This window comes from Pseudomonas sp. H3_A02, from assembly GCF_054671965.1.
This window is the reverse complement of sequence record NZ_CP162807.1, coordinates 507,057-520,016: the sequence shown is the minus strand read 5'-3', so window position 1 is coordinate 520,016 and position 12,960 is coordinate 507,057. Positions and strand designations below refer to the sequence as shown.

The window sequence follows — 12,960 nt, the reverse complement described above, 5'->3', positions numbered from 1 at the left end:
GTAGCAGTCGCGCACCGACAGTGTGCAGTTCGGTGACGTGGGTTGTTACACAGTGGTTGCACGTCGTTTCGTGCGATGGTTGCAATGATGGCTCAGGGAGGGTTTCACCTATTTAGATAAAAGGTTGCACCTCACGCGGTTTAGACGGTTGCACGCCCCATGAAAAAGGGCCCGAAACAGTCGAAATAACAATAAAGCAGCGACTTTTTTCAGAATAAAAAACCGATGGCACGGCCCTTGCTCTGAGCTTCTCAGTGAAATGAAGTCGCAGTGCCAACTAAAAAAAACCTTGGAGCACCACCTCATGTCCCAGACGTTTTACAAGAAAGGTTTCCTGGCCCTCGCAGTGGCAGCTGCACTGGGTGTTTCTGCGTTTGCTCAAGCTGATGTGAAAATTGGTGTGGCGGGGCCGATGACCGGCGCCAACGCGGCATTTGGCGAGCAGTACATGAAGGGGGCGCAGGCAGCGGCCGATGCGGTCAACGCGGCGGGTGGCGTGAACGGCGAGAAGATCGTACTGGTCAAGGGCGATGACGCCTGCGAACCGAAACAGGCTGTTACCGTGGCCAAGGACCTGACCAACCAGAAAGTGGCGGGCGTGGTCGGTCACTTCTGCTCCTCGTCGACCATTCCGGCTTCCGAGATCTACGACGAAGCAGGCATCATCGCAATCACCCCGGGTTCGACCAACCCGGCTGTTACCGAGCGCGGCCTGAGCGCCATGTTCCGCATGTGCGGGCGTGATGACCAGCAGGGCATCGTCGCCGGCGACTACATTGTCGACGTGCTCAAGGGCAAGAAAGTCGTTGTGCTGCATGACAAGGACACCTACGGCCAGGGCCTGGCGGATGCGACCAAGGCTCAACTGGCCAAGCGCGGCGTGACGCCAGTGCTGTATGAAGGCCTGACCCGTGGTGAAAAAGACTTCAGCACCATCGTCACCAAGATCCGCGGCGCCGGTGCCGACGTCGTCTACTTCGGCGGTCTGCATCCGGAAGCCGGTCCCCTGGTTCGTCAACTGCGTGAGCAAGGCCTCAAAGACGTCAAGTTCATGTCCGACGACGGTATCGTGACCGACGAGCTGGTCACCACCGCTGGCGGCCCGCAATTTGTCGATGGCGTGCTGATGACCTTCGGTGCCGACCCACGCCTGCTGCCAGACAGCAAGGCTGTAGTGGATGCATTCCGTGCCAAGGGCACTGAGCCGGAAGGCTACACCCTGTACGCCTACGCTTCGGTTCAGACCCTCGCGGCGGCCTTTAATGGCGCCAAGAAAAACGATGGCGAAGCTGCGGCCAAGTGGCTCAAGGCTAACCCAGTCAAGACCGTGATGGGCGAGAAGACCTGGGACGCCAAGGGCGACCTGAAAGTCTCCGACTACGTGGTTTACCAGTGGGACAAGGACGGCAAATACCACCAGCTGGAAAAACAGAAGTAAACACGATCGGCTAGATCCCCCGATTCCATGTGGGGCGTGCCTGCTCGCGATGGCGGACTGACAGGCGACATCTTTGTTGAATGTCCGTCCGCTCTCGCTGGCAGGCCAGCGTCCACAAGGGATGTAGTGTTCTGACTGACATTGCTCCGACGTAAATCTGTATTTTCCTTAGAAGAACCGCACACTCAAGGGTGTGCAGGTTCTCACTGCGTGAGATTGCGTTATGGATGGTATTTTCCTGCAGCAACTGGTCAACGGCCTGACCCTCGGGTCGGTCTATGGCCTGATCGCCATCGGCTACACAATGGTCTATGGCATCATCGGCATGATCAACTTCGCCCATGGCGAGGTTTACATGATCTCTGCGTACCTCGCGGCGATCAGTCTGGCTCTGCTGGCATACTTCGGTATTGAATCCTTTCCCCTGCTGATGCTCGGTACGCTGATCTTCACCATCGTCGTCACGGCGGTGTATGGCTGGGTCATCGAACGTGTCGCCTACAAACCCCTGCGTAACTCTACCCGCCTGGCACCGCTGATCAGCGCCATCGGTATTTCGCTGATCCTGCAAAACTATGCACAGATCGCCCAGGGTGCGAAGCAACAAGGCGTCCCAACCCTGCTGACGGGGGCTTGGCGCGTTGAAGTCGGCACAGGATTCGTGCAACTGACTTACACCAAGGTTTTCATTCTGATCGCAGCGTTTGCGGGGATGGCCCTGCTGACCTACATCATCAAGTACACCAAGCTGGGCCGCATGTGCCGCGCGACCCAGCAAGACCGCAAGATGGCCTCGATCCTGGGGATCAATACCGACCGCGTGATTTCCTACGTATTCATCATCGGTGCCGCGATGGCGGCCCTGGCCGGCGTGCTGATCACCATGAACTACGGCACGTTCGACTTCTATGCCGGATTCATCATTGGCATCAAGGCATTCACCGCAGCGGTCCTCGGCGGGATCGGCTCATTGCCGGGGGCGATGCTCGGCGGGATCATTCTCGGGATCTCCGAGTCGCTGTTCTCGGGCCTGGTCAACTCGGACTACAAAGACGTCTTCAGCTTCTCGCTGCTCGTTCTCGTTCTGGTCTTTCGGCCCCAAGGCCTGCTCGGCCGTCCTCTTGTGTCGAAGGTGTAAGCGATGTCTTCAACCACTAAAAAAACCATTGATCTCAAAAGAAGCCTGGTTGACGCGATTCTTGCCGGTCTGGTCGCCCTGATTGTGTTCGGCCCGATTGTCGGCGTAGTCCTGGACGGCTACGGCTTCAACATGGAAACGACTCGGGTGGCTTGGATTGTCGCCATCGTCATGGCTGGCCGCTTTGCCCTGGGCCTGTTCCTGCAAACGCCCAAGGGCCTGGAAATTCTTGAAGGCTTCGAAAGCACTGGCTCCGGGGTTCATGTACTGCCACCTGACTACAAGACCCGATTGCGCTGGATCATCCCGCTGGTGATTGTCATCGCCGTGGTGTTCCCGTTTTTCTCCAACTCGTACCTGCTGGGCGTAGTCATCCTTGGGCTGATCTACGTACTGCTCGGCTTGGGGTTGAACATCGTGGTGGGCCTGGCGGGTCTGCTTGACCTCGGTTATGTGGCGTTCTACGCCATCGGTGCCTATGGACTGGCTCTCGGGTATCAATACTTGGGGCTGGGTTTCTGGACAGTGCTGCCATTGGCCGCGATCACGGCGGGGCTGGCCGGCTGCATCCTCGGTTTCCCGGTATTGCGCCTGCACGGTGACTACCTGGCAATCGTGACCCTGGGCTTTGGTGAAATCATCCGGCTGGTCCTCAATAACTGGCTGTCCCTGACCGGCGGCCCGAATGGCATGCCGGCACCACTGCCAACCTTCTTCGGCCTGGAGCTCGGTAAAAGAGCGAAGGACGGCGGCATACCTTTCCATGAGTTTTTCGGCATCGCCTACAACCCGGACGTGAAGTATTACTTCATCTACGCGGTGTTGTTCCTCGTCGTGCTGGCCGTGCTGTACATCAAGCATCGCTTGACCCGCATGCCGGTCGGTCGTGCCTGGGAAGCCCTGCGTGAAGATGAAATCGCCTGCCGCTCAATGGGCCTGAACCACGTTCTGGTCAAACTCTCGGCATTCACCATCGGCGCCTCGACGGCCGGCTTGGCCGGGGTGTTCTTCGCCACTTACCAAGGCTTCGTCAACCCGACATCGTTCACCTTCTTCGAATCGGCCCTGATCCTCGCCATTGTGGTGCTGGGTGGCATGGGCTCGACCATTGGCGTGGTGATTGCGGCCTTCGTGCTGACCGTGGCCCCGGAACTGCTGCGCGGCTTCGCGGAATATCGGGTGCTGCTGTTCGGCATACTGATGGTGTTGATGATGATCTGGCGCCCTCGCGGGTTGATCCGCATCAGCCGCACAGGTGTGACGCCGCGTAAAGGAGTAGCGCCATGAGCGAAGTCGTACTCTCCGTCGAAAACCTGATGATGCAATTTGGTGGGATCAAGGCCCTCAACGACGTCAGCCTGCAAGTCAAACGCAACTCGATCTTCGCCCTGATCGGCCCCAACGGTGCTGGCAAGACTACGGTGTTCAACTGCCTGACCGGGTTCTACAAGGCCACGGGTGGCAAGATCGAACTCAATGTGCGCGGCGAGCGGACCAACGTCATCAAGCTGCTGGGCGAAGCATTTCGCCCGACGGACTTCGTGTCGCCGAAATCCTTCGCCAGCCGGATGTACTACAAGATGTTCGGTGGCACCCATCTGGTGAACCGCGCTGGCCTGGCGCGTACTTTCCAGAACATTCGCCTGTTCAAGGAAATGTCGGTGTTGGAAAACCTGCTGGTGGCTCAGCATATGTGGGTCAATCGCAGTTTGGTGGCGGGCATCCTCAACACCAAGGGCTACCGCAAGGCTGAAAGCGATGCCCTGGACCATGCCTTCTACTGGCTGGAAGTGGTGGACTTGGTGGATTGTGCCAACCGCCTCGCCGGGGAGCTTTCCTACGGCCAGCAACGGCGTCTGGAAATTGCCCGGGCCATGTGCACCCGACCGCAGATCATCTGTCTCGACGAACCGGCCGCCGGCCTCAACCCTCAGGAAACCGAAGCGCTGAGCGCGATGATCCGGCTGCTGCGCGACGAGCACGATCTGACCGTAGTGCTGATCGAACACGACATGGGCATGGTAATGAGCATTTCCGACCACATCGTGGTACTGGACCACGGCACCGTGATCGCCGAGGGCGGTCCTGAGGCGATTCGCAACGATCCGAAAGTGATTGCGGCCTACCTGGGTGCCGACGAAGAGGAGCTGGTATGAGTGGACCTATCCTCGAGCTCAAGGAATTGGACGTGTTCTACGGGCCGATCCAGGCCTTGAAAAAAGTCTCGCTGCACATTGGTGAAGGGGAAACCGTGAGCCTGATCGGCTCCAACGGTGCCGGCAAGTCCACGCTGCTGATGTCGATTTTCGGCCAGCCGCGAGCGGCGGGTGGGCAGATCATTTACCAGGGCGTGGACATCACCCACAAGTCGTCCCATTACATTGCGTCCCACGGTATTGCGCAGTCGCCGGAAGGGCGGCGGGTGTTCCCTGACATGACCGTCGAGGAAAACCTGCTGATGGGCACCATTCCCATCGGTGACAAGTACGCCAGCGAAGACATGCAACGCATGTTCGAGCTGTTCCCACGGCTCAAGGAGCGGCGCAACCAGCGGGCCATGACCATGTCTGGCGGCGAGCAGCAAATGCTCGCCATTGCTCGGGCATTGATGAGCCGGCCGAAGTTGTTGCTGCTCGATGAGCCGAGCCTGGGGCTGGCGCCGATCGTGGTGAAACAGATCTTCGCCACCTTGCGTGAACTGGCCTCCACCGGGATGACCATTTTCCTGGTGGAACAGAACGCCAATCACGCCCTCAAGCTGTCGGACCGGGCCTATGTGATGGTCAACGGCGAAATCCGCCTGACCGGCACCGGCAAGGAACTGCTCGCCAACGAGGAGGTGCGCAACGCGTACCTGGGCGGGCATTGAAGCGACTGCGGCAATGAAAAAACCGGCGAGGAATCGCCGGTTTTTTTATCTCTCCAAACCACCACTTTCCCCCTTGTGGGAGCGAGCTTGCTCGCGATAGCGGCGGTTCAGTCAACATCAATGTCGGCTGATCCACCGCTATCGCGAGCAAGCTCGCTCCCACAGGGATTTGTACCGTTTTCAGAATTGTGGACAACAATCCTGAGCCCCTGCGAAACCGCGACATAAAGTCGCCGCAAACAGTTGTTTTGTCACGGTTTTGACTTGTCCCCGTTTGCTGTGGAACTGGCTGTGGGTAACGTGGGAGTAGCTGGCTGCAAGCCTTTGAATACGTGGCTTGCAGGGTTGTGATCGTTTTTTGATCAGGCATTTTTGGTCAAGCGGGAGCGGCTGTTGTCAACACTTTTATGAGCACGGGAATGGGCTCGAAAGACGGTGGGCAAGCCTGTGGATAAGTCTGTGACTAAACTCTGGAAAGACTGCGCTGAGCGCCGTCGTTACTGGCTTGGAGCCATCGCCCATCGCGCACTGGCTTATAGCAGATAACTCGCGCTGCACAACCTCGCTTGCAGGGTCAAGCGAAAAAATTTTCCAAATACCCCGCAAAGCCTTATGCACAGCGGCTTGTGGGGTTTGCACTTGCCCCCGATTACTGTGGACGTGCCTGTGGATAAGGTGCGCGCAACCGGCTGCGGGCCTTGTTGGGCAAGGCCTGGCGGGAATTGGTTGTTTTATGAGCAGCTGTAGGCCAAAAGCTCATGCGCAAGCCTTGCCCCTGGTGTGCCAGGCCGGGCATGCTGTGGACCGATTTCCATTCAATGGCTTTTGAAGTTCAAACAAGGAGAACACGATGTCTGACACCCTGTTTATCACCGGCGCAACGTCTGGTTTTGGTGAGGCCTGTGCCCGTCGTTTTGCCGAGGCCGGTTGGAAACTGGTGCTGACCGGTCGTCGTGAAGAACGCCTCAATGCTCTCTGCGCGGAGTTGTCAAAGCAGACCGAGGTCCATGGCCTGGTCCTTGACGTGCGTGATCGCAAGGCCATGGAAGAGGCCATCGCCAACCTGCCGCCGTCCTTCGCCAAGTTGCGCGGGCTGATCAACAACGCCGGCCTGGCCCTGGGCGTCGACCCGGCACCCAAGTGCGACCTCGATGACTGGGACACCATGGTCGACACCAATGTGAAAGGGCTGCTCTACAGCACCCGCCTGCTGTTGCCGCGCCTGATCGCCCATGGCCGTGGAGCCGGAATCGTCAACCTGGGTTCCATCGCTGGCAACTACCCGTATCCGGGCAGCCATGTGTATGGCGCGAGCAAGGCGTTCGTCAAACAGTTCTCCCTGAACCTGCGTTGCGACCTGCAAGGCACGGGCGTGCGGGTGAGCAACATCGAGCCGGGCCTGTGCGAGAGCGAGTTCTCCCTGGTGCGCTTCGGTGGCGATCAGGAGCGCTACAACGCGACCTACGCCGGGGCCGAGCCGATCCAGCCACAGGACATCGCCGATACGATTTTCTGGGTGCTCAACACGCCGGCACACATCAACATCAACAGCCTGGAGCTGATGCCGGTGAGCCAGACCTGGGCTGGTTTCGCCATTGAGCGCAACAAAACATAAGACCGCGCTATCGTTCATCGCGGGTAAGCCTTGCTCCCACAGGTTTTGATTCATTTCTGGGAAGTAGGGCTGTTCCCACAGGTTTGATCTATCCCTGGGGGAGCAGGGCTGCTCAAATCCCTGTGGGAGCAAGGCTTGCCCGCGATAGCGGTTTGCCAATCAGCCTAGATAATCGGCCAGCCCGCGATAGCAGGTCAGCAGGTGATACGGCGTGGTGGACGGCATGTCCCGGCGGCTGACCCTGCCGTCGGCGTCCAGGCATTCGTTCCAGCCCTTGGCATGCAGGAAATGCTGCTGCAGCGCCTGCAATTGACGCAGCAACACGCCCTGGTGACCCGGGCGCAATGTGAGTGCCCGCAAGTACTCCGCTTGAGCCCAGATGCGTTGGGTGACATCCCGTGGGCCGGCCTGTGGTTCCAGGGCCAGCATGGCGCAAACGGCGCCGGAGTTCGGATCGACGCCGCGTTGTTCGGTATGGCTGAAGCTGCGCTCCAGGGCGGTGTGCAACTTGCCGTTGCGCAACAGGGGCGATGAGGCCAGCAAGTAATACCATTCGAACTGGTGACCCGGCTCGAACCAGTTATCCACAGCCTTGAGCGGTTTTTCCATCATGACCCGTTGCTGCGGTTCGATGAAATGCTTGGCCATGCCGTCGCACAGGCTCAACAATGCCTGGCGGACGTTGGCGTCGTCGCGGACCGAGAGGGTGGCGAGGAAGGCTTCGGCCAGGTGCATCAAGGGGTTCTGCAACGGGCCGGAGCCGGTCGTCGACCAATCGCGCTTGAGGCTGGCTTCGTAGAGACCGTCGGTGTTGGCAAAGCGCTGGGCGATGACCTCCAGGCTGGCGTTGAGCACCGACTCCACCAGCGGTTCGCGGACCTTGCCCCAGTAATGGGCGCAGGCGAACAGGATAAAGGCGTGGGTGTAGAGATCTTTGCCGGTGTCCAGCGGCGCGCCCTGGGGGTCGATGCTGTAGAACCAGCCGCCGTGTTCGGCATCGTGGAAATGACGCTGTAGCGAGCGGAACAGGGCACTGGCCCGATCCTCGGCCTGGGGCACTTCGCCAATCAGGCTGGCGAACACATACAACTGCCGCGCACAGGCCATGGCGCGGTAGCGCTGGGGCGGCAGTGGTGCATGTCCGGCATCCAGTGATTCATAGGGCAGCGCCAGTTCGGCATTCCAGCCCGGGCCTTGCCACATTGGCACGATCACGTCGTGAAAATGCTGACGCACTGTTGCGAACAGGGCGGTCAATTCAGGCTGGGGAGCGGGGCGGGAAGCATCAGGCATGGGCGGACGTCGTCACGGCTGGGGGCGATTGCGCGACATGGTAGCAGAGTGACCGACTCCAGAGAGATGGCGCCTGCAAGTCCGTCATCGCGAGCAAGCTCGCTCCCACAGGGGCCGGTGTACCTCGATCAAGGTGTGAAGCAGGCTGGCTCCCACGGGGCCGGTGTACCCCGATCAAACTGTGGGAGCGAGCTTGCTCGCGATAGCGGCCAGGCAGGCGCTAGAGAATCAACTCGCCAACAACCACACCCCAGCTCCCGCCGAAGCAGCCCCAACCAACCTGACCAATGGCGCCGCCGCCCGCGGCAATACCCGCACCAGCGCAAAACCTGCGCCATGCAGCGCCGCCGTGGCCGCGACGAAACCTGCCGCATAGGCCCACGGGCTCGACATGTCTGGCAGTTCCAAGCCATGGGCCACGCCATGGAACAGCGCGAACAGCGCGGTTGCACCGGCCGCCAGGCTCAACGGCGGACGCACCGCCAGTGCCACCGCCAGGCCCAGGGCGAGCACCGAGGCAGCGATCCCGCTTTCCAGCGCCGGCAGCTCCAGGCCTTCAAAGCCCAGCAGGCCGCCGAGCAGCATCGTACCGACGAAGGTGCATGGCAGTGCCCAACGCGCGGCGCCTTGTTGTTGCGCGGCCCACAGGCCGACCGCCAGCATCGCCAGCAAATGGTCGAGCCCGCCGATGGGGTGGCCGAGGCCGGCGATCAGGCCATTGTCGCCATGGCCGGGGTGGGCGAAGGCCAGGGCCGGGGTCAGCAGCAGGGCGAGGGCGCCGAGGATGCGTTTGAACGTCATGGATAAGCTTCCTTGTTGTCAGTCGGAAAAATCAGGCGGCGCTCAGCAGGCCCTGGCGCTCGATGAAGGCGATGATGTCGTCCAGCCCCTGGCCGGTCTTCTGGTTGCTGAACACGAAAGGCTTGCCGTTGCGCATCCGCCGGGTGTCGCTGTCCATCATCTCCAGGGACGCGCCCACCAGGGGGGCCAAGTCGATTTTGTTGATGACCAGCAGGTCGGATTTGCAAATACCCGGCCCGCCCTTGCGCGGCAGCTTGTCGCCGGCCGAGACGTCGATCACATAGATCGTCAGGTCCGACAGCTCCGGGCTGAAGGTCGCCGACAGGTTGTCGCCGCCCGATTCCACCAGGATCAGATCCAGGCCCGGGAAGCGCCGGTTCAACTGGTCCACCGCCTCAAGGTTGATCGAGGCATCTTCGCGAATCGCCGTGTGCGGGCAGCCGCCGGTCTCCACGCCGATGATCCGCTCGGGCGCCAGGGCTTCGTTGCGCACCAGGAAATCGGCGTCTTCGCGGGTGTAGATGTCGTTGGTGACTACCGCCAGGTTGTAGCGTTCACGTAGAGCCAGGCACAGGGCCAGGGTCAGGGCGGTCTTGCCGGAACCCACCGGACCGCCGATACCGACGCGCAGAGGTTGTGTATTCATGTGTGTCTCCTAGGAACGGAACAGGCGGCTGTACTGGCGCTCATGGGCCATGCACGCCAGGGACAGGCCAAACGCGGCGCTGCCGTAATGATCGGGGTCGATGTTCGAGGCGTTGTGCTGAGCCTGCTGCAACAGTGGCAACAGTTCGCTGGTCAGGCGCTGGGCTGCTTGCTGGCCCAGGGGCAGGGTTTTCATCAGCACCGCCAGTTGGTTTTCCAGCCAACTCCACAGCCAGGCGGCGAGGGCGTCCTGGGGGGCGATCTGCCAGGCGCGGGCGGCCAGGGCCCAGCCCAGTGCCAGATGCGGCTCGCTGCGCTGTTCAAGACTGAGCTGTTCAAGAAAGCCGCGCGCGGCACGGTCAAGCTCCGGCAGACCGACGAGCAATTGCTGCAACGAGTAGCCCATCTGCCGGCTCTCCTGATACAGCTCACGGGTTTCCCGGCTGGCGCGGTGCTCTTGGCAACGTTGCAGCAGCGCGTCCCAATCGTCAGCGGCGGCTGCGGTGCAGTGTGCCAGCAGCAAGGGCGCTTCGAAGCGTGCCAGGTTCAGCAGCAATTGATCGCTGATCCAGCGCCGTGCGTCATCGGGGTTTTTCACTTGGCCATTGTCCACCGCCATCTCCAGCCCCTGGGAATAGCTGTAGCCGCCAATCGGCAACTGCGGGCTGGCTAGGCGCAGCAGCGCCCAGGCCGGATTCATGTGCGCACGCCAAACTGATGCAGGCGCGGCGCGTAGTTGAAGTCTTCGTCGCCATGCCGGGAGTGATGATGGCCGCCGCCATAGGCGCCGTGTTCCGGCTGGAACGAGGCCTCGATGGATTCGACGCTGGCGCCCAGTTGCTCGAGCATCGCCTTGAGCACGTAATCGTCCAGCAGGCGCAGCCAGCCATCGCCGACTTGCAGGGCCACGTGGCGATTGCCCAGATGGTAGGCGGCGCGGGTCAGTTCGAAGGCGTTGGCGCAGGTGACGTGCAGCAATTGTTCGGCACGGGCGCAGACGCGCACGATGCGCCCGTCTTCGGCCTGCAGGCATTCGCCGTCGTACAGCGGCGGCTGGCCTCGCTCCAGGAATAACCCCACGTCTTCACCTTCGGCACTGAAACAGCGCAGACGGCTTTTGCTGCGGGCGTCAAAGGTCAGGTGCAGCTCGGCGTCCCAGCGCGGTTGAGTGTCGATTCTGCGGTGAATCACCAGCATCGGAGTGCTTCCAGCAATGAACGGTGCTGTGTTTAGAGCAAGGGGCTTGCCAATCGAAGGAGGTGTAGGAAATAGCGGGTATGGCGTTTCAGGATGGGGCGGAATGCGTGCCATATCGGTGCGTGTCGAGATATGGCGCACCATTTTGCGACAGGAACAAAAAAGAACTGTGGGAGCGAGCTTGCTCGCGATAGCGGCGGATCAGCCACTATCAATGCCACTGACAGACCGCTATCGCGAGCAAGCTCGCTCCCACAGTGAGTACATTCGGGGTTTATTCGGTACTGCCCAGCCCTTGCCAATGCTTGAGGCCAATAAAGATGAACCGCAGTTGCTGGGTAATCTTCGCCTGGGGCGTTAGGTGCTCGGGGAGGGCTTGGGCGGGTGGGTCGATGATGTCCGGCAGGGTGGCAAACACGCTTTTGACGATGAGGTCGGCCATCACGCCCAGGGCGGCCAGGTCCAGGTGCTGCAGCTTGGGCATCAAGGCCAGGTCGGCGGCCAGGTCCGAGCTGATATCTTCGCGCAATTGGGCGATGGCCTGGCGCACCGGCAGCGAGCCACCATATTGCTCGCGGGCCAGGAACAGGAATTGGGATCGGTTGACCTGCACCACATCGAGAAAGATCCGCACCGACGCATCGATAATGCCGCCCATGACGAACTCGTTGTGGCGGACCAGGCGGATGGTTTCGCGGAAGGTCTGGCCGACTTCGCTGACCAATGCCAGGCCCAGTTGGTCCATGTCCTCGAAGTGCCGGTAGAACCCGGTGGGCACGATGCCCGCCGTCCTGGCGACTTCCCGCAGGCTCAGGCTGCCGAATCCCCGGCCGCATTCCATCAAATGACGGGCTGCGTCCATCAGGGCAATTCGAGTCTGTTGTTTCTGTTCGGCGCGGGGCAGCATCACAAGGCTGACTTCTGATTCACGGGAGCGATGCACTCTAGCAAATCGGCTTTGCCGACGTCGAACGGTAGAGAGGGATCGGGCGGGGGAAACGAGGGGGCTTGGAAAGTCAAAAGCCCGATTGGGGGAATCGGGCTTTTTTCTGGGCCAGCATGGGCTCAGCTCACTGTGCTGTTGCGTTCGATCACACGGTCACCACCGCCTTCGGCCACGGTGTCGCCCATTTTGGTGCGGGAAGAACCGTCTTCGGCGAGGGTCTGGCCTGGAGTGCGGTCGGAGCCGTCAGCTGCCAAGGTCTGGCCTGGAGTGCGGTCGGAACCGTCGGCTGCCAAGGTCTGGCCTGGAGTGCGGTCGGAACCGTCGGCTGCCAAGGTCTGGCCTGGAGTGCGGTCGGAACCGTCGGCTGCCAAGGTCTGGCCTGGAGTGCGGTCGGAACCGTCAGCTGCCAAGGTCTGGCCTGGAGTGCGGTCGGAACCATCAGCTGCAACGGTATCGCTTTGTTTGGTGCGGTCATAACCGTCCTCGACCAGGCCTTTTTGTTCCAGGCGATCGCGACCACCTTCGGCAACAGTCTGGCTGTAGACAGAGTGGTTGTCCTTGACCTGTGGCGTGGCTTGTTCGGACGCTGGCAGTGCGAAGGCAGTAGAGGCCAGCAGTGAAAGGGACAGGCTCATCAGTAATTGGCGTTTCATGATCGTTGCTCCTTGGGAGGGCGATAAAGTGGGTACGAGGGCAATGCTACTCTCGATAAGTCGATATAAAAGTTCATAAACGCAATGGTAATAATCAACGGAATTGATTGTTCGCAGCGAAGGCTCTAGAACGGGGGTTTCAGGGGTGCGCTTTTGCACCGTGGTGGGTATTTTGTACCCATCGCTGCCTCGTAAATGTGCGGGCGCGGTAACAGTTTGTTGGCTGATCGGTCAGGAACCTGGCGTTTTTTTGTGCCGCTCATCGGCACCTGTTGGCGGTTTTACCAGTCCAACCCTTCATGGCGAACCGACTGCAGGTTCGTGTTTTCAGGGCGTCGCGGTTGCGGACGCTGATTTGTCATCAG

At 60.5% G+C, this 12,960-nt stretch carries 13 protein-coding genes; 6 read left to right on the top strand and 7 right to left on the bottom strand.

Going from position 1 to position 12,960, the window contains the following annotated elements:
- Positions 1-304: 304 nt before the first annotated feature.
- The 6 genes from AB4N80_RS02175 (at position 305) to AB4N80_RS02150 (ending at position 7,060) form a co-directional block, all read left to right on the top strand.
- On the top strand, positions 305-1,438 hold the full coding sequence (locus AB4N80_RS02175; protein WP_122567284.1) for a branched-chain amino acid ABC transporter substrate-binding protein: 1,134 nt from the start codon (positions 305-307) through the stop codon (positions 1,436-1,438).
- Between the two features lie 223 nt (positions 1,439-1,661).
- A complete protein-coding gene (locus AB4N80_RS02170) occupies positions 1,662-2,576 on the top strand; it encodes an ABC transporter permease subunit (protein WP_046064350.1) in 915 nt (304 codons plus the stop codon).
- 3 nt (positions 2,577-2,579) lie between these two features.
- Positions 2,580-3,863 (top strand): high-affinity branched-chain amino acid ABC transporter permease LivM, encoded by a 1,284-nt coding sequence (livM, locus tag AB4N80_RS02165; RefSeq protein ID WP_122567283.1) that lies wholly within the window; start codon positions 2,580-2,582, stop codon positions 3,861-3,863.
- Positions 3,860-4,732: an ABC transporter ATP-binding protein gene (locus AB4N80_RS02160; RefSeq protein WP_122567282.1), complete on the top strand. Its 873-nt coding sequence runs from the start codon at positions 3,860-3,862 to the stop codon at positions 4,730-4,732. Before livM ends, AB4N80_RS02160 begins: the two co-directional genes overlap by 4 nt.
- A complete protein-coding gene (locus tag AB4N80_RS02155; RefSeq protein WP_122567281.1) occupies positions 4,729-5,445 on the top strand; it encodes an ABC transporter ATP-binding protein in 717 nt (238 codons plus the stop codon). The genes AB4N80_RS02160 and AB4N80_RS02155 overlap by 4 nt, the downstream gene beginning before the upstream one ends.
- An 850-nt stretch (positions 5,446-6,295) precedes the next feature.
- Positions 6,296-7,060 carry an SDR family oxidoreductase gene (locus tag AB4N80_RS02150; protein WP_095963256.1) on the top strand — a complete coding sequence of 255 codons (765 nt, stop codon included), beginning with the start codon at positions 6,296-6,298 and terminating at the stop codon, positions 7,058-7,060.
- A gap of 159 nt (positions 7,061-7,219) precedes the next feature.
- Here AB4N80_RS02150 and AB4N80_RS02145 read toward each other — a convergent pair whose 3' ends face one another.
- The 7 genes from AB4N80_RS02145 to AB4N80_RS02115 form a co-directional block, all read right to left on the bottom strand.
- The gene (locus AB4N80_RS02145; protein WP_122567279.1) at positions 7,220-8,353 is read right to left on the bottom strand and encodes an AGE family epimerase/isomerase; all 1,134 of its coding nucleotides are present in this window, start codon (positions 8,351-8,353) and stop codon (positions 7,220-7,222) included.
- 228 nt (positions 8,354-8,581) lie between these two features.
- Complete coding sequence (locus tag AB4N80_RS02140) at positions 8,582-9,154, bottom strand: HupE/UreJ family protein (RefSeq protein ID WP_122567278.1); 573 nt, start codon at positions 9,152-9,154, stop codon at positions 8,582-8,584.
- Between the two features lie 31 nt (positions 9,155-9,185).
- The gene (ureG, locus tag AB4N80_RS02135; protein WP_060739393.1) at positions 9,186-9,800 is read right to left on the bottom strand and encodes an urease accessory protein UreG; all 615 of its coding nucleotides are present in this window, start codon (positions 9,798-9,800) and stop codon (positions 9,186-9,188) included.
- A gap of 9 nt (positions 9,801-9,809) precedes the next feature.
- Positions 9,810-10,499 carry an urease accessory protein UreF gene (locus AB4N80_RS02130; RefSeq protein ID WP_305491617.1) on the bottom strand — a complete coding sequence of 230 codons (690 nt, stop codon included), beginning with the start codon at positions 10,497-10,499 and terminating at the stop codon, positions 9,810-9,812.
- Positions 10,496-10,996: an urease accessory protein UreE gene (gene ureE / locus AB4N80_RS02125; protein ID WP_305469494.1), complete on the bottom strand. Its 501-nt coding sequence runs from the start codon at positions 10,994-10,996 to the stop codon at positions 10,496-10,498. The genes AB4N80_RS02130 and ureE overlap by 4 nt, the downstream gene beginning before the upstream one ends.
- Positions 10,997-11,270: 274 nt before the next feature.
- Positions 11,271-11,903 carry a TetR family transcriptional regulator gene (locus AB4N80_RS02120; RefSeq protein ID WP_122567276.1) on the bottom strand — a complete coding sequence of 211 codons (633 nt, stop codon included), beginning with the start codon at positions 11,901-11,903 and terminating at the stop codon, positions 11,271-11,273.
- Positions 11,904-12,061: 158 nt separating this feature from the next.
- Positions 12,062-12,595, bottom strand: coding sequence for a hypothetical protein (locus AB4N80_RS02115; RefSeq protein WP_354338488.1), 534 nt, complete (start codon positions 12,593-12,595; stop codon positions 12,062-12,064).
- Positions 12,596-12,960 lie beyond the last annotated feature (365 nt).

Excerpts from the sequence above, each read along its gene's own strand:
- AB4N80_RS02130 (WP_305491617.1), bottom strand. The coding sequence starts at position 10,499 with ATGAATCCGGCCTGGGCGCTGCTGCGCCTAGCCAGCCCGCAGTTGCCG.
- livM (WP_122567283.1), top strand. The coding sequence starts at position 2,580 with ATGTCTTCAACCACTAAAAAAACCATTGATCTCAAAAGAAGCCTGGTT.
- AB4N80_RS02115 (WP_354338488.1), bottom strand. The coding sequence starts at position 12,595 with ATGAAACGCCAATTACTGATGAGCCTGTCCCTTTCACTGCTGGCCTCT.
- ureE (WP_305469494.1), bottom strand. The coding sequence starts at position 10,996 with ATGCTGGTGATTCACCGCAGAATCGACACTCAACCGCGCTGGGACGCC.
- AB4N80_RS02175 (WP_122567284.1), top strand. The coding sequence starts at position 305 with ATGTCCCAGACGTTTTACAAGAAAGGTTTCCTGGCCCTCGCAGTGGCA.
- AB4N80_RS02145 (WP_122567279.1), bottom strand. The coding sequence starts at position 8,353 with ATGCCTGATGCTTCCCGCCCCGCTCCCCAGCCTGAATTGACCGCCCTG.
- AB4N80_RS02150 (WP_095963256.1), top strand. The coding sequence starts at position 6,296 with ATGTCTGACACCCTGTTTATCACCGGCGCAACGTCTGGTTTTGGTGAG.
- AB4N80_RS02140 (WP_122567278.1), bottom strand. The coding sequence starts at position 9,154 with ATGACGTTCAAACGCATCCTCGGCGCCCTCGCCCTGCTGCTGACCCCG.
- AB4N80_RS02160 (WP_122567282.1), top strand. The coding sequence starts at position 3,860 with ATGAGCGAAGTCGTACTCTCCGTCGAAAACCTGATGATGCAATTTGGT.
- ureG (WP_060739393.1), bottom strand. The coding sequence starts at position 9,800 with ATGAATACACAACCTCTGCGCGTCGGTATCGGCGGTCCGGTGGGTTCC.
- AB4N80_RS02120 (WP_122567276.1), bottom strand. The coding sequence starts at position 11,903 with ATGCTGCCCCGCGCCGAACAGAAACAACAGACTCGAATTGCCCTGATG.
- AB4N80_RS02170 (WP_046064350.1), top strand. The coding sequence starts at position 1,662 with ATGGATGGTATTTTCCTGCAGCAACTGGTCAACGGCCTGACCCTCGGG.
- AB4N80_RS02155 (WP_122567281.1), top strand. The coding sequence starts at position 4,729 with ATGAGTGGACCTATCCTCGAGCTCAAGGAATTGGACGTGTTCTACGGG.